This is a genomic window from Pseudomonas sp. 9Ag, from assembly GCF_902506445.1.
Taxonomy (GTDB): Bacteria; Pseudomonadota; Gammaproteobacteria; order Pseudomonadales; family Pseudomonadaceae; genus Stutzerimonas; species Stutzerimonas stutzeri_AB.
Window position 1 is genome coordinate 2,952,211 of the sequence record NZ_LR733836.1, and the last position, 19,983, is coordinate 2,972,193.

Sequence of the window (19,983 nt, forward strand, 5' to 3'; positions counted from 1 at the left end):
GAGCGTTGAGCCAACCGTCGCATCCTTATGCCGGCAGCCGGCGTCTGCGTGAAGCGGCGCGGATTGTACACCGCATCTGCAGAGAAGGCCCGCCACGCGCGCCGGTTTGCAAGCTGTCGCGGCGCGCTTCAGCTCTTGACGCGAGCCAAGGGAAACAGCCGCTTGAAATTTTCCGTAGTTTGCGCCGCCAGTGCCTCGAAACCGACGCCGCGCAGCTCAGCAAGGTACTCAGCGACTTCCCGCACATACTGCGGCAGGTTCGGCTTACCGCGATAAGGGACGGGGGCGAGATAGGGCGAATCCGTTTCAACCAGCAGACGATCCGCAGGGACACGGCGGGCCACATCGCGGAGCGCTTCGGCATTGCGGAACGTCACGATGCCCGATAGCGAAATATAGAACCCGAGATCCAGGGCGGACTTGGCCATGTCCCAGTCTTCGGTGAAGCAATGCAGCACGCCAGCCTGCGGCAACGACGCTTCGCGAAGCAGCGCCAGTGTGTCAGCGCGAGCCGCACGAGTGTGGACGATGACGGGTTTTCCGCAGACCTGTGCGGCTTCTAGATGCAGGCGGAACGACTGTTGCTGCAGCTCGGCGGCTTCGGGCTCGTAATGATAATCGAGCCCGGTTTCCCCGATTGCGACTACGCCGGGCGCGGCAAGCTCCTCCAGTAACCAGCCCAGCGCAGGTTCGGCACCAGGCTCGAGGTCCAGCGGGTGTACGCCCACCGAACAGTCGACGTCTGCATAGCGCTGCGAGAGCGCTTTGACCGCCGCAGTGTTCTCGGCGCTGACACCAATGCAGAGGAAATGCCCAACACCCTGTTGACGCGCTGCATCGAGCGCTGCATCAAGGGAGCCGTTGTGCGAGGCCAGATCGAGACGATCTAGGTGACAATGCGAGTCGATCAGCATGGAAACTACCCGAACCTAAACGCGCCATTGTAGAGCAAGCATCTGCTCATTCGCAGCCAGGTTCGTCAGGACAAGGTAGCTTGAGCAAAAACAGCAAAGTCCAGAAGGAGGCGAAGTGAAACGGGCAGCCGTCCGTTATCAACTTACATGGTGTGCGTTGGCCGGTCGGACTTCATCGCGCCGGCCAGGTAGGTTTCGATCTTGTTGCGCGCTGTCGAGTCGCCCTCATTGAATTGCACACCAACGCCCGCCGCCCGGTTGCCTTGAGCACCCTTGGGCGTAATCCAAACGACCTTGCCGGCGACTGGGATTTTTTCAGGCTCATCCATCAGGCTCAGCAGCATGAACACCTCGTCGCCGAGCTTGTAGCTTTTGTTGGTGGGAATGAACAATCCGCCATGCTTGATGAAAGGCATGAACGCGGCATAGAGCACCGACTTGTCCTTGATGGTCAGGGACAGAATGCCGTTACGCGGACCAAGGTTTGCAGGCAGGCTCATGCAGTATTCCTAACAACAGTTCCGATGGATTCTAGCTTGGCCCGGGCAAGCTTGCCCACTGCACCAGAAGCGCTTCGAGAAGCAAGACACGGTTAAGGTTGGCTTTGCCTAACACTTTCTGCCTGTGGGCAAGCAGCCAATCCTGAAACGCCAGCAGGCGGTCAGGTGACGATTTTTCCGCCAGGTACTGAACCACCTTCTGCATATCGGCCGTCCCAAGGCCACTTTCATCGCCGGTCATCTGAAAACGCAAAATCAGATGTGCCCACTCGCAAAACCAGTCGAACAACAAAATCAACGAATGCGGGTTCCAGGCTTCAGCGAGCTGACTGGGCGATTGCTGCTTTTTTAACAGCTTCTTCACCCCGTCAACCACCTGCACCCGCATATCAAGTACACCGGCACTGTGCAGTTTAAGCGCTGCCAGAGGCGAGTTGGCAGACAACGCAAGTAGCTCTGCTCGCTGCGCGGACGATACATCAGGAAGCTTGGCCGCCAGCCAATCAAGGCTCTGCTGGCGCTTCGGCAACGGACAGCTTTGCTGCACGCAGCGACTCTTGATCGTCGGCAGCAAGCGGCTGGGTTGATGGCTGATAAGCAACAGAACGGTATCGCCTGCTGGCTCTTCAAGGCTCTTGAGCAGCGCGTTGGCAGCGTTCAGGTTCATCGCTTCGGCCGGCTCGAGCAGCACGACCTTACGCCCGCCTAACTGAGCCGTCTGGGTGACGAACCCTACCAGCTGCCGAACCTGGTCGACCCGAATGGCCTTGTCGACCTCCTCGGGCTCCAGAATGTAATGGTCTGGATGGGTGTGAGCGGCCAGTAACAGACAGCCCTTGCAGCTCCCACAGGCGCCCTGTGCCGATGGTCGCTGACAGAGCAAAAGCGCCATGAGCTGTTCGGCTAGCGCACGCTTGCCGATGCCCGCAGGACCATGTAGCAAATATGCATGAGCGTGCTGTTGACGACCGGCAAGCAGATGCCAGAGATCAGCCTGCCAGGGAAGAATGCCGTCAGCCACGTGCACGGTCCAACACTTCAGGTAAAAGCCTATCCAGCGCCTCTTGCACCGCAGCCAGAGACTGCCCCGCGTCAACAATGCGGTAGCGCTGCCGGTCTTGCCCCGCGCGACGGAGATAGGTGTTGCGCACAGCCTCGAAAAAGCCGAGCCCCTCTTGTTCAAACCGATCCAGGCGCCCACGCGCAGCAGCCCGGCTCAGACCGACCTCTACAGGCAAGTCGAAAACTAGCGTCAGGTCTGGGCGCATCTCGCCCTGTACGAAACTTTCAAGCTGCTCAATGCGCTGAGTAGAGAGCCCGCGCCCACCACCCTGATAAGCGTAGGTGGCGTCGGTAAAGCGGTCACAAAGCACCACGGCGCCACGCTCAAGCGCGGGGCGGATGACCTGAGCAAGATGCTGGGCGCGCGCTGCAAAAACAAGCAAAAGCTCCGCATCACTGTTCATTGGCTCGTCGGCAGGCGCCAACAGCAGCTCACGAATGGACTCCGCCAATGGCGTACCTCCAGGCTCTCGCGTCAAGACGACATCAAGACCGTGATAGCGCAAGCGCTGGGCGAGGTACTCGCGGTTGGTGCTCTTGCCCGCACCCTCCGGCCCTTCCAACGTAATAAAGAGTCCTGTCACTGGGCATTCTCAATCGGCGCCGGGCTTTGCCGGAGCGGTGGGCTGGAACGGTAGTCTGATCGGCGCTTGAGTTGATATTCACGCACCGCGCGGTTGTGCTCGCTCAAGGAATTGCTGAAGACATGACTTCCGTCCCCCCGCGCGACGAAGTAGAGGCTTTTTCCTTCAACTGGATGCAGAGCAGCGTGAATCGCTTCGCGGCCAACCATAGCGATGGGCGTCGGTGGTAAGCCGCTAATCGTATAGGTGTTGTAGGGGGTTGGCCGGCGCAAATCACTGCGCGTGATACGCCCCTTATACTGTTCGCCCATGCCATATATTACCGTCGGGTCAGTCTGTAGCAGCATGCCTTGCTCGAGTCGACGAACGAAAACGCCGGCGATTTCGCCGCGCTCTGACGGTACCCCGGTTTCTTTTTCAATGATGGAAGCCATGATCAGCGCCTCGTAGGCGTCTTGATAGGGCAAGCCTTCGCTACGCTGTTGCCATTCCTCAGCCAGCACCGTCTCCAGCCGCGAATGGGCGCGCTGGAGCAGCTCGAGATCGGCGACACCACGGGTAAAACTATAGGTGTCTGGGAAAAAACGCCCCTCGGGGTGCGAGCCTTCTTGACCGAGGCGCTTCATGACCTCGTCATCCGACTGGCCAACTATCGTCTGCTGAACCGTGGGCAACGCCTCCAACGCGGCGCGCACCTGACGAAAATTCCATCCTTCGACGATGGTCAAGGTGTGCTGCACGACCTCGCCACGTTGCCATAGCCCGATCATGTCGCGGGCAGTCATCTCAGGCCGCAACTGATACTCGCCGCTGTGCAAGGTATGGCCGGAAAGCTCCAGCCGCCAATGCAGCCTCAACCAAAACGAGTCGCCCAATATGCCGTCTCGCTCCAACCGCTGAAACAAACCACTCGGCGTATCGCCGGACTGGACCTCGAGCGTTTGCGCTTCCCCGATCTGAAGTGCTTGCCCTAACGCGGTGTGCAGCTTCCAAAAGACCAGGCCGAGCGCCAGCGCAGCGACTAGCAAGGCGCCAATGAGCGCATAGGACAATTTTCGAATCACGTATTGCTCGACAGATCATTCACCAGGCGTTGAAGTTTACGTGTGACCGGCCCCACCGACCATACGCTGGCGTCCAATTGGCGCACCGGCCAGATACCGTACAGGCTGTTACACATAAAAACCTCGTCTGCGCGATGTAGCTGTTCGAGCGAAAGATCGCCGATCTGGGTTGATACGCCAGCTTGCCGCGCGCGCTCCAGCACTTCTTCGCGCATGACCCCCGCCACCCCACAACGATCGAGGGTCGGCGTCATCAACCGGGCCGAATCGACGATGAACAGGTTGCTGAACACGCCTTCGATGACCCGCCCGGAGGTGTCGCGCATCAGGCCTTCAGCGAACGCCGAATCCTGCCACTCGGCGCGGGCCAGCACCTGTTCCAGGCGGTTCAGGTGCTTCAGCCCGGCCAGAATCGGCTGCTCGGCCAGACGGGTCGTACAGGGGAAAAGGCGCACGCCCTGTTCGGCATGCGCACTCGGGTAATCAGGCAAGGGTGATCCGGTTAGGACGATTCGGGGCTGACAAGGAATGGGCGGGGCGTAGCCTCTCCTGCCCTCCCCCCGGCTAACAATGAGCTTAGCTACACCCCTTCCGAGCTCGGCACAGAAAGCGCTGAGGTAACTGCTCACGAGGTCGATATCACAGGGAATAGCCAGACGCTGACAGCCACGCGTCAGCCGCTGCAAATGCCGATCTAACAGCTCGGGCTGGCCGCCCACCACCTTGATCGTTTCAAATAAACCGTCGCCGTACGCAAGCCCTCGATCATGAACGGGCAGCGCTTCAGCCGGCTGCCCATCCACCCAGCTCAACGTCACTCGGCGAACCGGCGGAACACCAGCGATCCATTGGTGCCGCCAAAGCCAAAGGAGTTGGAGACCGCGACATCGATTGTCCGCGGTTTGGCCTCATGCGGAACGAAATCGAGGTCACACCCATCGCCAGGCTCATCAAGATTGATCGTCGGTGGCGCTACCTTATCGCGGATAGCAAGCACGCTGAAGATCGCCTCGACAGCGCCCGCTGCACCAAGCAGATGACCGACCATTGATTTGGTCGAACTGACCGACAGGTCGTAGGCGTGATCGCCGAATACCGCTCTGATTGCAGCAGCTTCGGCCTTGTCGCCGGCCGGTGTTGAGGTGCCATGAGCGTTGATGTAGTCAACCTGAGCGGGATCGATCCGGGCGTCTACTATCGCGTTGCGGATACAGCGCGCTGCGCCCGCGCCATCGTCAGGAGGCGAAGTCATGTGAAAAGCATCCGCGCTCATGCCGAAACCAATCAGCTCGGCATAAATCTTAGCCCCGCGAGCCTTGGCATGCTCGAGCTCCTCCAATACCAACGCGCCTGAACCGTCGGACAAAACAAAGCCATCCCGGTCCTTGTCCCATGGGCGACTGGCTGAAGCCGGATCTTCGTTACGCGTAGACAATGCGCGTGCCGCCGCGAACCCGCCGATGCCAAGTCCGCTGGCCGCCATTTCCGAGCCACCGGCAATCATCACGTCAGCTTCACCATAAGCGATGTTGCGTGCGGCCATACCGATGCAATGCGTACCCGTAGTACAGGCCGTAGCGATAGCGTAATTAGGCCCCTGCAGGCCCAGATGGATCGACAGAAAACCCGAAACCATGTTGATGATCGAGCCCGGCACAAAAAAGGGCGAGATTCGGCGAGGCCCTTGCTCGATCAACGCCTTGCAGCTGTTTTCGATATTGGTCAGGCCACCAATGCCCGACCCCATCGCGACGCCGATGCGCTCGCGATTGGCATCGGTAATTTCCAGCCCGGAGTCACGTACCGCCTGGAAACTGGCAGCCAGTCCATACTGGATGAAAAGGTCGAGCTTACGAGCCTCTTTTGCGGGCAGGTATTGCTCGACATCGAAATTTTTGACTGATCCGCCAAAGCGAGTGGAATAGGCGGAAAGGTCCATATGCTCTATCAGGCCGATACCACTGCGGCCGGCGAGAATCCCCTGCCAGCTGCTTGGCACATCGTTACCCAGCGGCGATAGCATGCCCATACCGGTAATTACGACGCGTCTACGCGACACAGCAATTCTCCTTGCATTCATTCGACTCGCCCTGTTCCGCTAGCATCTGCGCGGACAGAGAGCCTCCTTCACAGATGTCGGCCATAGGCACGACCAGCTGCATTCAGCAAACTCAAACAAAAGCCGCACTGCCCATTGAAGGCAGTGCGGCTTACTGGTTCGAAGCAGGACTACGACTTACTGCGCGTGCGCGTTGATGTAGTCGATAGCTTCTTGAACAGTGGTGATCTTCTCGGCTTGCTCGTCCGGGATTTCGGTCTCGAATTCCTCTTCCAGAGCCATCACCAGCTCAACGGTATCAAGGGAGTCGGCACCCAGGTCTTCGACGAAGGAAGCGCTGTTGGTAACTTCCTCTTCCTTGACGCCAAGTTGCTCGGCAACGATTTTCTTGACGCGTTCTTCGATGGTGCTCATACCTTGTTTTCACTCCTATGGAAAAATCAGGCAGCTGGTCTGCGCGGTAGTGTATAGAAAGCGTTTTCCGCATTTCAAGCTGAAAGCGGGCAAGCATGAACCTGCCTTCAACCATCTGTCTATAAACCAACCACAGTTTTATAACGAAACTAATCAGCCGTTATGACTGCATACATGCGTTTGGCGTCACATTAGCTCATGTACATACCGCCATTCACCGGAACCGTAGCTCCGGTGACATAGGCAGCGCCGTCAGAAGCTAGAAAGGCAACGACCTTGGCAATCTCTTCCGCCTGCCCAAGACGACCCAGCGGGATCTGCCCCAGCAGTGCGTCACGCTGAGCTTCGGGAAGCTCGCGCGTCATGTCTGTATCGATGAAACCCGGCGCCACGGAATTGACCGTGATGCCGCGCGAGCCGACTTCACGGGCTAGCGCCCGGCTGAAACCTTCAAGTCCGGCTTTGGCCGCAGCGTAGTTTACCTGTCCAGCGTTGCCCATGGCACCCACCACGGAACCAATGCTAATAATTCGTCCCCAGCGCGCCTTGGTCATACCACGCAAGACACCTTTGGTCAGACGGTACAGGCTGCTGAGATTGGTGTTTATGACGTCATGCCATTCATCGTCCTTCATACGCAGCATCAGGTTGTCACGCGTGATGCCAGCGTTGTTAACGAGAATAGCTGGCTGCCCCAGGTGCTGCTGAATATGCTCCAGCGTCGTGGCAACGGACTCATCGCTAGTAACATCCAATACCAGCCCAGCACCTTCTATGCCGTTCTCCTTGAGCGTTTCAGCAATGCGTTCAGCACCTGAAGAAGAGGTCGCCGTGCCAATCACAATGGCGCCCTGACGACCGAGCTCAAGCGCGATGGCCTGACCAATACCACGACTGGCTCCTGTTACCAGCGCGACCTTGCCTTGCAGATTCATACATATCTCCTTGTTCAGAGCGCTGCGCCACGGGTGGCAGCAAAACCTTCGGGGGTGTCCAGATTGTAGGTGCTGACGCCTTTGACGCAGCGCTTATTAAGGCCGGAAAGCACTTTACCGGGGCCGCACTCGACCAAACCGGTCACACCACGCTCGCTCAGCACAACAATAGTTTCGACCCAGCGAACCGGGCTATAGAGCTGAGCCAGCAAATCACGCTTAAGGGTGTCGAGATCCGAAACGATTGCCGCGCTAACATTCTGCACCAGCGGAATTTCAGGCGCCTGCCAGGCTGCACCGGTGACTGCCGCAGCAAAACGCTCGGCCGCCGGACGCATCAGGTCGCAGTGAGAGGGCACGCTAACCGGCAGCGGCATGGCGCGCTTGGCGCCTTTGGATTTGCAGATCTCAATGGCTCGCTCGACCGCTGCCGCATTGCCAGCAATCACGACCTGGCCAGGGGCATTGAAGTTGACAGCGCTGACTACTTCACCCTGCGCCGCCTCGCCACATGCCGCCAGCACCTCAGCATCATCCAGCCCCAGAATCGCCGCCATACCGCCGGTGCCGGCCGGAACGGCCTGCTGCATCAGCTGACCCCGCAACTCCACGAGCTTCACCGCGTCAGCAAACGGAAGGCTGCCCGCAGCAACAAGCGCCGAGTATTCGCCCAGACTGTGGCCTGCAACGAATGCCGGCTTCGCACCGCCCTCAGCCAGCCACAAACGCCATAGAGCAATTGAGGCGGTCAGAATGGCCGGCTGAGTCTTGTCAGTCTGGTTGAGCTGATCCTCTGGGCCTTGCTGGCAAAGCGCCCACAGATCGTAACCCAGCACAGACGAGGCCTCGGCGAAGGTGTCGATGACCTGCGACTGCTGTGAGCCATGCTCGGCAAGCATGCCAAGGGCTTGGGAGCCCTGGCCTGGAAAGACGAATGCAAGTGATGCAGACATGAAACGACTCTCTTGTGGTTGTTCGTCGGGAAAGAATACGCACGAGGGCGCAGCGAATTTCAGTTGGATGGCGAGCGATCGGTAGCAGTCACATCGCCAGGGTCGCTTGCGGACCGACCAGTCACAAGCAGGTGTTCGAGACGACCGCGCAATTGCGCTGGAAGATTTCGCTCCAGGTCCTGAGCAGCACGACCTATTGCCGACCGGAAACCTTCGGCCCCCGCGGCACCATGGCTTTTTACGACAATACCTTGAAGCCCAAGAAAGCTGGCACCGTTGTACTGAGCCGGCCGTAGGTCGGCCCGCAACTGACGCAACAGCGGCAGCGCCAGCGTACCCACCAGACGCGAAATTAACGAGCGGCGAAAAAGCGTCTCGACGCGGCGGGTAACCATCTGGGCCAGGCCTTCGCTGGACTTGAGCAGGATATTGCCAACAAAGCCATCGCACACCGCCACATCGGCCTCGCCACGAAACAGACCATCACCTTCGATAAAGCCTTGATAATTGATACAGCCAGCCTGCTGCAACAGCCCCGCCGCCGCTTTGACCTGCTGGTTCCCCTTGATCTCTTCTGTACCTATATTCAGTAACGAAACTCGCGGCCGCTCGATACCGAGACTTTCCGCCGCAACCGACCCCATTACCGCAAACTGATAGAGCTGCTCAGCAGTGCAGTCCACGTTCGCCCCGAGGTCAAGCAACAGGCACGGCCCCTTTAGCGTGGGAATAGCAGTCACCATTGCAGGGCGGTCGACCCCAGGAAGGGTTTTCAATACCTGGCGAGCAAGCGCCATCAGCGCTCCGGTATTCCCGGCACTGACACACGCCTGCGCCTGACCATCACGCACCATCTCCAAAGCGACGCGCATGGACGAGCGCGGCTTGGCACGCAACGCTTGCGCCGGCCGCTCATCCATGCCGATTACCTCATCGGCATCGACAATCGTTAGGCGAGCGCGATCGACAGCTGGATGCTGGGCGATGATTTCTTCAAGTATGGAGGATTGGCCAACCAGGGCCAGATGCAGCGAGGGGACTTCAGCCAGACATTGGACACTGGCTGGAACAATGCAGTGGGGACCGAAGTCCCCACCCATTGCATCGATCGCTATGACCGGAGCAGACAAGGTTTACTCGTCAGCGCCCTTATCGATCACTTTACGACCACGGTAAAAACCTTCCGGGGAAACGTGGTGACGCAGGTGAACTTCACCTGTGCTCTTTTCTACGGACAGGGCGTTCGGCTCGAGCGCGTCGTGCGAACGACGCATGTCACGGGCGGAACGGGATTTTTTGTTCTGCTGAACAGCCATTGGGATCAACTCCTAAACGTTTGGGTCACGCTTTAACTGAGCCAGTACGCTGAACGGGTTGGACCGCGATACCTCGTCCTCACTCGGCTCGGGCTCATCAGGCCCAGCCGGCGGCTGGCAAACTTCTGGGTCATGGAGTGGAACAATCGGAAGAGCAAGCAGAAGCTCCTCTTCAACCAGCGCCAGCAGATCCAGAGGATCCTCTCCCACTTCCAGCACGTCATAGCCCTTGGGCAGGTGCTGGCTGCTCGAACCCTCATTCACGACGGCATAATCGCACTCGCTGTGAATAGGCAGAACAACCGGCTCCAGACAGCGCTGGCAAATCATCGTGACCTCAACGTCCAGATCACTGTGAATGACCACAGTGCGCTGCTCGTCGCGCCCAAACTCAAAACTGGCGCGCACCACACCCTTATCGTCCTCAAGAGGATCGACGAGCCGCTTCAGCCCAGACAATTGCAGCTCACCCTTCAGGGAAGCCGCTCGGTCAGCGAGCTTGCGCGGATCTACGTGCGGAGGTATTGGTCCTTTCAACATAAGCGCGGCATTCTAGGGATGCGCCCCTCGACTGTCAAAGGAATTCAGCCGCACAATCGAGCCAATCCGACCACCAATCGGCACCCTATATAAAAGGAAGAAAAATGCGCCGCCTGCTTCTCGCTTCAAGCTCCCCCTACCGACGAGAACTGCTTTCACGCCTGCAACTGGAGTTCGATTGTGGCTCTCCAGAGATAGACGAGACCGCACACTCTGGTGAGCAGCCGGAACAGCTTGTACGCCGACTGGCTCTTGAGAAGGCTCGAGCATTAGGACGAACCCACCAGCAGCATCTGATTATAGGCTCCGACCAGGTAGCCGTGCTTGGAGAGGAGATCCTCGGCAAACCCTACACATTCGAGCGAGCGAAGCAGCAGTTACAGGCCTGCAGCGACAAAAGCGTCACCTTCCTGACTGGACTGGCGCTGCTTGACAGCCAAACCGGGACGACGCAGGTCGACTGCGTACGGTTTACTGTCCACTTCCGTACGCTCAGCGACCAGCAGATCGAGCGCTACCTTCAGGCCGAGCAACCCTACGACTGCGCGGGCAGCTTCAAGGCCGAAGGTTTAGGGGTCAGCTTGTTCCGGAGCACGGAAGGGCCAGACGTTACCAGCCTTATAGGGTTACCCCTGATCCGACTGGTCGACATGCTCAATAGCGCCGGACTCGAACTTCCCTGACAACCCATTAACGCAGTTGCGGACCCTGGAAACCCATCCACAGGGCCAACTGCGAACCAATACTGACGCCGAGCTGCTTGGTGAATCGCTCCAGAGGCGACTCTTTGACGGTAAAGTCGACCAGCTCATCCTCCCCAATCACTTCGCGCGCGACGTAGCTGGCATTGCCAAGGCCGTCGATCAGGCCGAGCTCAAGCGCCTGCTCACCAGACCATATAAGCCCAGAAAAGAGCTCGGGATGCCCGGCGACCTGCAGTCGATCGCCACGACCTTGTTTCACGCTATCAATGAACTGCCGATGAGTGGTCGCCAACACATTTCGCCAGAACTCGGTTTCTTCTGGCTTTTCCGGCTGGAACGGATCCAGAAACGCCTTATGTTCGCCGGAGGTGTACACCCGACGCTCGACACCCAGCTTGTCCATTGTCTCGACAAATCCGAAGGTTGCCGCCGTGACACCGATGGAACCAACCAAACTGGACTTGTCAGCGTAGATTTCATCCGCGGCGCTGGCGATGTAATAGGCACCCGAGGCACCCAGATCAGCGATCACCGCGTAGACCTTGATCGCCGGGTATTCGCCACGTAGCCGGCGGATTTCGTCATAGATATAACCGGACTGCACCGGACTGCCGCCCGGGCTGTTGATACGCAGTACCACTCCCTTGGTATTCGAATCTTCGAAGGCTGTGCGCAGCGCACCGACGATGTTGTCCGCACTCGCCGCCTCTTCGTCAGCAATCATCCCCCTGACATTGATCACCGCGGTATGGGACTCACCGACAGCCTTCCCGTCACCCATCTGCAACAGAGGCGAGAACATCAGCAGCGCCCCAAAGAGATAGACAAAGGTCAACAGCTTGAAAAAGATCCCCCAGCGCCGAGCTCGCCGCTGCTCCTGCACGCCAGCAAGCAGTGTCTTCTCCAACAGCTTCCAGCTGTTACCGTCTTCCTTGGACTCGCTCACAGGCCTTCCCCATTCATCCGACATATGCAACCACCTCAGCGGGACCAGCAGCAGAGCACAGCCATTCACCGAGCTCCGAAAAATGATTGATGGCCATGCGCGGCGAACACGACAGCAGCACCTCGAGAGGCTGCGCGCCATAGGACACCGCAACACTGTCTACGCCGGCTCGCCTAGCCATTTCCAGATCGAAAACCGAGTCCCCGATCATCAGGGCGCGCTCGGGACTGACGCCACAGTGCTCAAGAATCTCATGAATCATGAGCGGATCCGGCTTGCTGGCCGTCTCGTCGGCACAACGGGTTACATCGAAGAAATCACTCCAGCCCTGCCCTGCCAGCACCCTATCCAGCCCGCGCCGCCCTTTACCCGTCGCCACGGCAAGCTGGTGCCCTTGATCACGAAAGTGCTGTAAAGCCGTCGCCACTCCCGGATAGAGCGCCGACGGCTCAGACTCCAAGGCCAGATAATGATCGGCGTAGGCACGACGAAACGCCTCTACCAGCTTCCTGTCCGTCTCGCCTGGATACAGCACAGCTATCGCTTCTGGCAGCCCCAGGCCAATAATTCCCTTGATACTGTTCTCATCCAGGCGCGGCAGATCACACTTGGTAGCAGCCACCAGAATGGACTCGACGATACGCCCGATCGAATCCACCAATGTCCCATCCCAATCAAAGATCAGCAGTTCGTAGTTATTCACCAAGCCTCTCCAGCGTCCGGGCCCAGACTTCATCGACCGGCGCCTCCAGACTCAGTTCGCCACCATCGGGCAAAGGCACCTTGAGCGCATAGGCATGCAAAAACAGGCGTTTGCCACCCAGGTCACGAATAACGGCAGAAAACTCCTCATCCCCGTACTTGCTGTCGCCGGCGATGCCGTGTCCGGCATGCCGGGCATGCACGCGAATCTGATGCGTACGCCCGGTTACTGGCTTGGCCTCGACCAGCGTAGCGAAGTCGCCAAAACGGCGGAGCACTCGAAAAAGCGTCAGGGCGTCCTTGCCCTCGTCGGTGACCTCCACCATCCGCTCACCCGAACGCAGCGTGTTTTTCAGCAGGGGCGCGTTTACTTGTTTCTTGCTCGTATCCCAGCGCCCCCGTACGAGCGCCATATAACGCTTGTCGACACCATCACCGCGCAATTGCAGATGCAAGTGACGCAGCATGCTGCGCTTCTTCGCGATCATCAGCAGCCCAGAAGTATCCCGATCCAGGCGATGCACCAGCTCCAATTCCTTCGCGTCCGGGCGCAGCTGACGCAGCGCCTCGATCACTCCGAAACTGAGCCCACTGCCGCCATGCACGGCGATACCAGCCGGCTTGTTCAGCACGATCAATGCTTTGTCTTCGAAGACTATTGCCGCCTCAAGGCGATCAAGAAGGCCTTGCGCGAGCGGGACTGGCTCGTCCCGCTCGGGCAACCTGAGCGGCGGCACTCGCACGACATCACCTGCCTGGAGCTTGTACTCAGGCTTGATACGCCCTTTGTTAACCCGCACCTCGCCCTTGCGCAAGATGCGATAGATCAAGGTCTTGGGCACACCTTTAAGCTGTGTACGGAGAAAGTTATCGATGCGCTGGCCGGCAAGCTCCGGCGAGACCTCGAGCATTTGCACGCCGGAGGTCTGAGAGGGGGTATTTGTCATCCGCGGATGATATCAATTTTCCCTTATTTGAAGCACTTAAACATTGCTGTTATAGTCCAGGCGCCGCCAAAAGCGGACAGGTTGGGGAATGCCAGCGAAACCGCCATTTCCGACCCAGCAATGTTTGAGGACGTGAGGCCGTCCAACGGAGCTTTTCTCAAGTAGCACAAGTTCCGAAACAAGCCTTGAAGACATGATGCGTGCCCCCGATGGGGAATCACGATAATCGATAACCCGCTCCCGGATTCTGCGAGCGGCACCCGATTTTCAAAGTATGAGTGTTGGGTGGAGATGTACAGCCCTCGGATTGCGTAGCAAAGGCTTTCATAGACGCTTCATTCCGTCCGCTACCGCTGGCTGATTCCTCCTCCCGAACCATTGCTTCTGTTCCGACAGCAAGCAGGAGACGTCGTCGCGACGCTGGCCCAACTGGCCTCACATCGCTGGACACTGGAGTGCCTTACAACCATTCCTGACTCACCTGACACCGACCGCGAGAGTCGTGTGTGCCGAAACGCCGTTTCCGTTGCTCTGGAAACCGACGGTACTACATGAAAAGAATGCTAATTAACGCAACTCAGCCTGAAGAGTTGCGTGTCGCACTGGTCGACGGCCAGCGCCTGTTCGATCTCGATATCGAATCCGGTGCCCGCGAACAGAAGAAAGCCAACATCTACAAAGGCAAGATCACCCGCGTCGAGCCCAGCCTCGAAGCGGCTTTCGTAGACTTTGGCGCTGACCGCCACGGATTCCTCCCTCTCAAAGAAATTTCCCGCGAGTACTTCAAGAAGGCGCCAGAAGGCCGCGTCAACATCAAGGAAGTCTTGAGCGAAGGCCAGGAAGTGATCGTCCAAGTCGAGAAGGAAGAGCGAGGCAACAAAGGCGCAGCCCTGACGACCTTTATCAGCCTCGCTGGCCGCTATCTCGTACTGATGCCGAACAATCCGCGTGCTGGCGGCATTTCCCGCCGCATCGAGGGTGAAGAGCGCAACGAGCTCCGCGAAGCGCTGAATGGCCTCAACGTTCCGGCCGACATGGGCCTGATTGTTCGTACCGCAGGCCTTGGCCGCTCCAGCGAAGAAATGCAATGGGATCTGGATTATCTGTTGCAGCTGTGGACCGCCGTCAAGGAAGCCTCCCAGGATCGCCCCGCCCCTTTCCTGATCTATCAGGAATCGAATGTCATCATTCGCGCCATTCGCGACTACCTGCGCCAGGACATCGGCGAAGTGTTGATCGATAGCGTCGAAGCCCAGGACGAAGCCCTCTCCTTCATTCAGCAGGTCATGCCGCAGTACGCCAGCAAGATCAAGCTGTACGAAGACAGTGTGCCGCTGTTCAATCGTTTCCAGATCGAAAGCCAGATTGAGACGGCCTTCCAGCGCGAAGTGAAGCTACCGTCCGGTGGCTCCATCGTTATCGATCCGACCGAAGCACTGGTCTCCATCGACATCAACTCGGCGCGCGCCACCAAAGGTGGCGACATCGAAGAAACCGCCCTGCAGACCAATCTGGAAGCGGCCGAAGAAATCGCCCGCCAGCTGCGCCTGCGCGACATCGGCGGCCTGATCGTTATCGATTTCATCGACATGACCCCGGCGAAGAACCAGCGCGCCGTTGAAGAGAAAGTTCGCGAAGCACTCGAGGCCGATCGTGCACGCATTCAGGTTGGTCGCATTTCGCGCTTCGGCCTGCTTGAAATGTCCCGTCAGCGCCTGCGTCCGTCGCTCGGCGAAACAAGTGGCATCGTCTGCCCTCGCTGCAATGGCCAAGGGATCATTCGCGACGTCGAATCACTGTCACTGGCTATCCTGCGCCTCATCGAAGAAGAAGCCCTCAAGGACCGTACCGCCGAAGTTCGGGCGCGCGTGCCGTTCCAGGTTGCTGCATTCCTCCTCAATGAAAAGCGCAACGCCATTACCAAGATCGAACTGCGCAGCCGAGCGCGCATTTTCATCCTGCCAGACGATCACCTGGAGACCCCGCACTTCGAAGTGCAGCGTCTACGCGACGATAGCCCAGAGATCATTGCCGGCCAGGCCAGCTATGAAATGAGCCCAACCGAGGTTGAGGAGGCCCAGCCAGTCAGCTCGACGCGCACGCTGGTTCGCCAGGAAGCAGCCGTCAAAACCGCACCGCAGCGCACGGCGCCTGCGCCGACGCCTGTCGAAGCGCCCGCTGAGCTGCCTGCTCCTGCCGCTCAGGAGCCAAGCCTGTTCAAGGGGCTGGTCAAGTCCCTGGTCGGCCTCTTCGCCGGCAAGCAGGAAGCACCCGCTGCCGAAGTTGAGAAGAAGCCAGCCGCAACTAGCCGTCCACAGCGTAACGACGAACGTCGTAGTGGACGCCAGCAGAACCGCCGCCGTGACTCACGCAGTAATCGCGACGAAGAGCGCAAACCTCGCGAAGAGCGTGCCCCTCGCGAAGACCGCCAGCCTCGCGAAGAGCGTCAGCCGCGTCCGCCCCGCGAGGACCGCAAGCCGCGGGAAGCACGCGAACCCCGCGAGCCAGTAGAAGTCAGCGAAAGCAACGCGCAGCCACAGCAGCAGCCACGTCGCGAACGCACACCACGCGAGGAGCGGCAGCCGCGAGAAGAGCGCAAGCGCGAATTGCGCGCACCGCTCGATGACTCTACCCAAACCGAGCCAGTAGCAACGGCCGGTGAAGAAAGCCCTGAGCGCAAGCCTCGTGCGCCCCGCGAAGAACGTAAACCTCGGGCAGAACAAGCCGAGAGTACTGAAGAACAGCAAAGCGAAACTGCGGAGAACTCCCAGGAAGAGCAGGACTCATCAGAAGGTAGCGATCGTCCTCGCCGCCGCTCGCGTGGTCAGCGTCGCCGCAGCAATCGTCGCGACCGTCAACGCGATGCCAACGGCAACGAGATTGACGACGAAGTGCAGGCCAACAACGCCGAAGTCAGCGAAAGCAATGCGCCGGTGAAGTCAGAGCAGGTGGCTATCGCCGCGACTGCCGCCGCTCTTGCGGCAAACACCGCCGACACAGAAATCGCGCCTACTGAGGCTCAGACAGAAACAAAGGAAACGGAAGCATCTCTGCCATCCGAGACCTTTGACAAGGCTCCTGAGACCACCGATGCCGACAAGCCGGCCGATGCCACTGGACCGCTGGAAGGCGGAGCCGCGACATCTGTTATGGCAAAAGCCGAGCCAATCCCTGCGCCACGCGAAGCCAGCGAGCCGCAGAAATCGGCAAGCGAGCCCGAGCCCAAGGCCGCGCAAGCTGTAGCCGAACCAGTCGCCGAAGAGCCTGTGCAGAGCGCTGCAGCGGCTGAAGCACCAACCGTGACCACAGGCGGTCGTGCGCCCAACGACCCACGTGAGGTGCGTCGTCGCCGCTTGGAGCAAGAGCGTCTGGCTAAGGAAGCAGCTGAAGCTGAAACCAAAGCATCGACCGAAGCCAAAGCGCCGGCAGAGCTGGCCAGCCCTGAAATCGTTGTCACTGAGCCGGACAGCGATCCAGCCACCGAGCAACCGGTCGGCACCGCAAACGACAATGCGGAGCAAAGCTTTGAGACTACTCAGAAGCCGGAAGCCCCGCTGGTCGAAGCGGAAGCCGAACAGGCTGTCGCCGAACCGCTACAGCCTCAAGTAGATGCGATCAAGCCCGCTGCTGAAGCTAGTGCGGATGCATCCGAGGAAGCCAACCTGCAGGACGCCGACAAGCGTAAAGACTGACAGACTCGGCAATGCAAAAAAGGGATGCTTCGGCATCCCTTTTTTTGTAGGCGACGATCATTTAAGTGACGCCGCGCTGCGCCTTCGCCGGGCACACAGATAGCTGCAGAGTGGCTGACTAACGGCTGCGGTTAGGAATGCAATGACTGGATACAGAGCAGCCTAACCAAGTCTAGGTCAGACGACATTCGGCTCGATTTCCAACCGCACACCGAAACGCTCCAAGATGTCAGCCTGGATCTTTTCGGCAAGATGAAGGATTTGTTGGCCGGTCGCCTGACCGTAGTTGACAAGCACTAAAGCCTGCAGGCTATGAACACCCACATCCCTTTCCCGATAGCCTTTCCAGCCTGCGCGCTCGATTAGCCAGCCGGCGGCGAGCTTGACCTGCCCGTCGGGCTGCGGAAACGCGACCAGGCTGGGGTATTGCGCTAGCAAGGCATCAGCAGTCGATTGAGGAATCAATGGGTTCTTGAAAAAACTGCCAGCATTTCCGAGGACCCTGGGATCCGGCAGCTTTTCACTGCGAATCGAACAGACTGCGCGGCTGACGTCCATAGGAGTCGGTGAGTGGATGTCGTGCTGCTGCAGCCACTGCTGGAGGGGGCCATATTCGAGACTGAGTACCGCAGCCCTGCGAAGCACGAAGCGCACCCTAAGAATCACATAGCGTCCGGCCTGACGTTTGAACAGGCTGTCGCGGTAGCCAAATTCGCAGGCAGCCGGATCAAATTCAACCAGATTGCCTGTTTGGCAGTCCAGTGCGGTCAGCCCAGCGAAGACATCCTTGATCTCGACACCGTACGCGCCAACATTCTGGATTGGCGCTGCACCCACCGTACCGGGGATAAGGCTGAGGTTTTCCAGTCCAGCCAAACCCAGCTCTAAGCTACGCAACACGAATGGATGCCAGGGCTCGCCAGCCTCCGCCTCGATCACTACCCGCTGGCCGTCATCTTCGAGGACTCGAACACCGCGGCTCGCCATGCGCAGCACCAGGGCGTCTACGTCCCCGGTCAATACCAGATTGCTACCTCCACCCAGTATCCATAGCGGAACATCAAGGCGGCGGGCTTCATAGATCGCCTCGATTACTGCCTGATCGTCGTGCGCCTCAGTGAAGTAGGCAGCACGGGCTTCGACAGCAAAGGTGTTTAAGGCCTTGAGGGAGCGACCCCGCTCGAGTTGGAGGCTCATTGACGCCCTCTGATCTCATTGAGCAATTGGGCAGCGCCATGCTCAATCAGATCGAGCACCTGCTCGAAACCGTCCTCGCCGCCGTAATACGGGTCAGGGACGGCATCCTTGCTTAATCCGTATCGACGCAGAAACAGGTCGAGCTCTGCATTGCAGGCTGCAGGACGCATGGCATGCAGCCGATCCAGATTGTCGTGGTCCATCGCCAGTATCAGATCAAAACGCTGAAAATCGTCCACGGAGACCTGGCGCGCTCGTAACGCCGTGAGGTCATAGCCTCGCCTCGCGGCCGCCATACAAGCACGCGAGTCTGGGCCTTTGCCGACATGCCAATCGCCGGTTCCAGCCGAATCGACGGTGAGTCGGTCATCCATCCCGACCTTCTCTGCACATTTGCGAAACACCGCCTCAGCGGTGGGAGATCGACATATGTTACCCATGCAAACGAACAGGACCTTCACGTTAAGCTCCAAGCAGCTTGCGAACTCGCTCGAGGTCTTCGGCGGTATCGACCCCTGCCGGAGGCGCCTCGACCGCATCGGCAACGTGGATGCGTTTGCCATGCCATAGCGCACGTAGCTGCTCGAGGCACTCGGTATTCTCCAGCCAGCATGGGCCCCAAGCCACGAAGTCAGCTAAGAACCCAGCGCGGTAGGCATAGATGCCGATGTGCCGACGGTACGGAACATCGCTCGGAAGCGCCTCGGGATCACGCGCGAATTCGTCACGAGCCCACGGCAACGGCGCACGGCTGAAGGTCAGTGCGAGGCCATTGATATCGCTCAGCACCTTTACTACGTTCGGGTTGAAGAGCGCGTGCGGATCACTGATTGACTCCGCTAGTGTGGCGATAGCCGCTTCGGGGTGCGCAGCCAGATTGAACGCAACCTGGTCGATCACCGACGGTGGGATCAATGGCTCATCGCCCTGTACGTTGACAACTATCGCATCAGCCGCAAGACCCAGCTGGTCCGCCACCTCGGCAAGCCGATCAGTACCCGAGTTATGGTCGACCCGGGTCAGCAATGCCTGTGCACCGAAGCCTTCGCAAGCCTGCAGAATGCGCTGATCGTCCGTGGCGATCACCACCCGCTGCGCGCCGCTCCTGCAGGCCTGCTCCCATACGTGACGGATCATGGGTTTACCAGCAATGTCCTGCAGGGGTTTGCCTGGAAGGCGGGTGGATGCGTAACGCGCCGGGATCACGACGGTATAAGCGTTAGTCATTTGTCCAGACGCTCATCCACGTCAAGGGTGCGGGCTTCGCTTTCGAGCATCACCGGAATGCCGTCCCGGACCGGAAAGGCCATGCCGTCGGCCTTGCAGATCAGTTCGGACTTGTCATCGGCCAGCTTCAGCGGCCCCTTACAGAGCGGGCAGGCAAGGATATCGAGTAGTTTGGTGTCCATGGCGCAGTCCTTGGATGCAGCCGACTGCACCAGGCAGATCGGGCG

22 protein-coding genes are annotated in these 19,983 nt (G+C 59.0%); 2 read left to right on the forward strand and 20 right to left on the reverse strand.

The genetic code is table 11. The features are described from left to right. Positions 1–128 precede the first annotated feature (128 nt). The 13 genes from ALTERO38_RS13295 to ALTERO38_RS13355 form a co-directional block, all read right to left on the reverse strand. Positions 129–914 carry a TatD family hydrolase gene (locus ALTERO38_RS13295; protein WP_159968684.1) on the reverse strand — a complete coding sequence of 262 codons (786 nt, stop codon included), beginning with the start codon at positions 912–914 and terminating at the stop codon, positions 129–131. 143 nt (positions 915–1,057) lie between these two features. Further along, positions 1,058–1,414 (reverse strand): PilZ domain-containing protein, encoded by a 357-nt coding sequence (locus ALTERO38_RS13300; protein ID WP_019342489.1) that lies wholly within the window; start codon positions 1,412–1,414, stop codon positions 1,058–1,060. 31 nt (positions 1,415–1,445) lie between these two features. Next, positions 1,446–2,435, reverse strand: coding sequence for a DNA polymerase III subunit delta' (locus ALTERO38_RS13305; RefSeq protein WP_159968685.1), 990 nt, complete (start codon positions 2,433–2,435; stop codon positions 1,446–1,448). Further along, positions 2,428–3,060, reverse strand: a complete 633-nt coding sequence (tmk, locus tag ALTERO38_RS13310) for a dTMP kinase (protein ID WP_159968686.1) — start codon at positions 3,058–3,060, stop codon at positions 2,428–2,430. The genes ALTERO38_RS13305 and tmk overlap by 8 nt, the downstream gene beginning before the upstream one ends. Further along, entirely contained in the window at positions 3,057–4,124 is a 1,068-nt protein-coding gene (mltG, locus tag ALTERO38_RS13315; RefSeq protein ID WP_159968687.1) for an endolytic transglycosylase MltG, read from the reverse strand. Before mltG ends, tmk begins: the two co-directional genes overlap by 4 nt. Then, positions 4,121–4,936 (reverse strand): aminodeoxychorismate lyase, encoded by an 816-nt coding sequence (pabC, locus tag ALTERO38_RS13320; RefSeq protein WP_159968688.1) that lies wholly within the window; start codon positions 4,934–4,936, stop codon positions 4,121–4,123. Before pabC ends, mltG begins: the two co-directional genes overlap by 4 nt. A gap of 2 nt (positions 4,937–4,938) precedes the next feature. Then, positions 4,939–6,183, reverse strand: a complete 1,245-nt coding sequence (fabF, locus tag ALTERO38_RS13325) for a beta-ketoacyl-ACP synthase II (RefSeq protein ID WP_159968689.1) — start codon at positions 6,181–6,183, stop codon at positions 4,939–4,941. Between the two features lie 177 nt (positions 6,184–6,360). Beyond that, positions 6,361–6,597 carry an acyl carrier protein gene (acpP, locus tag ALTERO38_RS13330; RefSeq protein WP_003283670.1) on the reverse strand — a complete coding sequence of 79 codons (237 nt, stop codon included), beginning with the start codon at positions 6,595–6,597 and terminating at the stop codon, positions 6,361–6,363. 191 nt (positions 6,598–6,788) lie between these two features. Next, on the reverse strand, positions 6,789–7,532 hold the full coding sequence (gene fabG, locus ALTERO38_RS13335; RefSeq protein ID WP_102834806.1) for a 3-oxoacyl-ACP reductase FabG: 744 nt from the start codon (positions 7,530–7,532) through the stop codon (positions 6,789–6,791). Positions 7,533–7,546: 14 nt separating this feature from the next. Next, positions 7,547–8,485, reverse strand: coding sequence for an ACP S-malonyltransferase (fabD, locus tag ALTERO38_RS13340; protein ID WP_102834807.1), 939 nt, complete (start codon positions 8,483–8,485; stop codon positions 7,547–7,549). Between the two features lie 59 nt (positions 8,486–8,544). Continuing rightward, positions 8,545–9,615, reverse strand: coding sequence for a phosphate acyltransferase PlsX (plsX, locus tag ALTERO38_RS13345; RefSeq protein ID WP_148924684.1), 1,071 nt, complete (start codon positions 9,613–9,615; stop codon positions 8,545–8,547). Between the two features lie 3 nt (positions 9,616–9,618). Then, complete coding sequence (gene rpmF / locus ALTERO38_RS13350) at positions 9,619–9,801, reverse strand: 50S ribosomal protein L32 (protein ID WP_019342480.1); 183 nt, start codon at positions 9,799–9,801, stop codon at positions 9,619–9,621. 12 nt (positions 9,802–9,813) lie between these two features. Continuing rightward, positions 9,814–10,341 carry a YceD family protein gene (locus ALTERO38_RS13355; RefSeq protein ID WP_148924683.1) on the reverse strand — a complete coding sequence of 176 codons (528 nt, stop codon included), beginning with the start codon at positions 10,339–10,341 and terminating at the stop codon, positions 9,814–9,816. Positions 10,342–10,445: 104 nt separating this feature from the next. Here ALTERO38_RS13355 and ALTERO38_RS13360 point away from each other — a divergent pair, with 104 nt between their 5' ends. Then, positions 10,446–11,024, forward strand: coding sequence for a nucleoside triphosphate pyrophosphatase (locus ALTERO38_RS13360; protein ID WP_148924682.1), 579 nt, complete (start codon positions 10,446–10,448; stop codon positions 11,022–11,024). 7 nt (positions 11,025–11,031) lie between these two features. Here the strand turns inward: ALTERO38_RS13360 and sppA are convergent, their stop codons facing one another. Genes sppA through rluC form a run of 3 tightly spaced genes read right to left on the reverse strand, consistent with a single transcriptional unit; the run spans position 11,032 to position 13,640 of the window. Continuing rightward, the gene (gene sppA, locus ALTERO38_RS13365) at positions 11,032–12,015 is read right to left on the reverse strand and encodes a signal peptide peptidase SppA (protein WP_148924681.1); all 984 of its coding nucleotides are present in this window, start codon (positions 12,013–12,015) and stop codon (positions 11,032–11,034) included. Continuing rightward, positions 12,005–12,694, reverse strand: a complete 690-nt coding sequence (locus tag ALTERO38_RS13370) for an HAD-IA family hydrolase (RefSeq protein ID WP_148924680.1) — start codon at positions 12,692–12,694, stop codon at positions 12,005–12,007. The genes sppA and ALTERO38_RS13370 overlap by 11 nt, the downstream gene beginning before the upstream one ends. Next, a complete protein-coding gene (gene rluC, locus ALTERO38_RS13375; protein ID WP_159968690.1) occupies positions 12,687–13,640 on the reverse strand; it encodes a 23S rRNA pseudouridine(955/2504/2580) synthase RluC in 954 nt (317 codons plus the stop codon). Before rluC ends, ALTERO38_RS13370 begins: the two co-directional genes overlap by 8 nt. Positions 13,641–14,191: 551 nt before the next feature. Here rluC and rne point away from each other — a divergent pair. Next, positions 14,192–17,332, forward strand: a complete 3,141-nt coding sequence (rne, locus tag ALTERO38_RS13380) for a ribonuclease E (RefSeq protein WP_218581729.1) — start codon at positions 14,192–14,194, stop codon at positions 17,330–17,332. 177 nt (positions 17,333–17,509) lie between these two features. Here rne and murB read toward each other — a convergent pair whose 3' ends face one another. The 4 genes from murB to ALTERO38_RS13400 are packed head-to-tail and all read right to left on the reverse strand — an operon-like array spanning position 17,510 to position 19,938. Then, a complete protein-coding gene (gene murB / locus ALTERO38_RS13385; RefSeq protein ID WP_159968691.1) occupies positions 17,510–18,529 on the reverse strand; it encodes a UDP-N-acetylmuramate dehydrogenase in 1,020 nt (339 codons plus the stop codon). Beyond that, on the reverse strand, positions 18,526–18,990 hold the full coding sequence (locus tag ALTERO38_RS13390; protein ID WP_159968692.1) for a low molecular weight protein-tyrosine-phosphatase: 465 nt from the start codon (positions 18,988–18,990) through the stop codon (positions 18,526–18,528). The genes murB and ALTERO38_RS13390 overlap by 4 nt, the downstream gene beginning before the upstream one ends. A gap of 1 nt (position 18,991) precedes the next feature. Then, positions 18,992–19,756: a 3-deoxy-manno-octulosonate cytidylyltransferase gene (kdsB, locus tag ALTERO38_RS13395; protein WP_159968693.1), complete on the reverse strand. Its 765-nt coding sequence runs from the start codon at positions 19,754–19,756 to the stop codon at positions 18,992–18,994. Then, the gene (locus tag ALTERO38_RS13400) at positions 19,753–19,938 is read right to left on the reverse strand and encodes a Trm112 family protein (RefSeq protein WP_102834818.1); all 186 of its coding nucleotides are present in this window, start codon (positions 19,936–19,938) and stop codon (positions 19,753–19,755) included. Before ALTERO38_RS13400 ends, kdsB begins: the two co-directional genes overlap by 4 nt. Between the last annotated feature and the right edge of the window lie 45 nt (positions 19,939–19,983).

What these genes read in the sequence shown, in the direction of transcription:
- ALTERO38_RS13295 (WP_159968684.1), bottom strand. Translation starts at nt 914, where the DNA reads ATGCTGATCGACTCGCATTGTCACCTAGATCGTCTCGATCTGGCCTCG.
- ALTERO38_RS13300 (WP_019342489.1), bottom strand. Translation starts at nt 1,414, where the DNA reads ATGAGCCTGCCTGCAAACCTTGGTCCGCGTAACGGCATTCTGTCCCTG.
- acpP (WP_003283670.1), bottom strand. Translation starts at nt 6,597, where the DNA reads ATGAGCACCATCGAAGAACGCGTCAAGAAAATCGTTGCCGAGCAACTT.
- fabG (WP_102834806.1), bottom strand. Translation starts at nt 7,532, where the DNA reads ATGAATCTGCAAGGCAAGGTCGCGCTGGTAACAGGAGCCAGTCGTGGT.
- fabD (WP_102834807.1), bottom strand. Translation starts at nt 8,485, where the DNA reads ATGTCTGCATCACTTGCATTCGTCTTTCCAGGCCAGGGCTCCCAAGCC.
- rpmF (WP_019342480.1), bottom strand. Translation starts at nt 9,801, where the DNA reads ATGGCTGTTCAGCAGAACAAAAAATCCCGTTCCGCCCGTGACATGCGT.
- ALTERO38_RS13355 (WP_148924683.1), bottom strand. Translation starts at nt 10,341, where the DNA reads ATGTTGAAAGGACCAATACCTCCGCACGTAGATCCGCGCAAGCTCGCT.
- ALTERO38_RS13360 (WP_148924682.1), top strand. Translation starts at nt 10,446, where the DNA reads ATGCGCCGCCTGCTTCTCGCTTCAAGCTCCCCCTACCGACGAGAACTG.
- sppA (WP_148924681.1), bottom strand. Translation starts at nt 12,015, where the DNA reads ATGTCGGATGAATGGGGAAGGCCTGTGAGCGAGTCCAAGGAAGACGGT.
- rluC (WP_159968690.1), bottom strand. Translation starts at nt 13,640, where the DNA reads ATGACAAATACCCCCTCTCAGACCTCCGGCGTGCAAATGCTCGAGGTC.
- rne (WP_218581729.1), top strand. Translation starts at nt 14,192, where the DNA reads ATGAAAAGAATGCTAATTAACGCAACTCAGCCTGAAGAGTTGCGTGTC.
- murB (WP_159968691.1), bottom strand. Translation starts at nt 18,529, where the DNA reads ATGAGCCTCCAACTCGAGCGGGGTCGCTCCCTCAAGGCCTTAAACACC.
- kdsB (WP_159968693.1), bottom strand. Translation starts at nt 19,756, where the DNA reads ATGACTAACGCTTATACCGTCGTGATCCCGGCGCGTTACGCATCCACC.
- ALTERO38_RS13400 (WP_102834818.1), bottom strand. Translation starts at nt 19,938, where the DNA reads ATGGACACCAAACTACTCGATATCCTTGCCTGCCCGCTCTGTAAGGGG.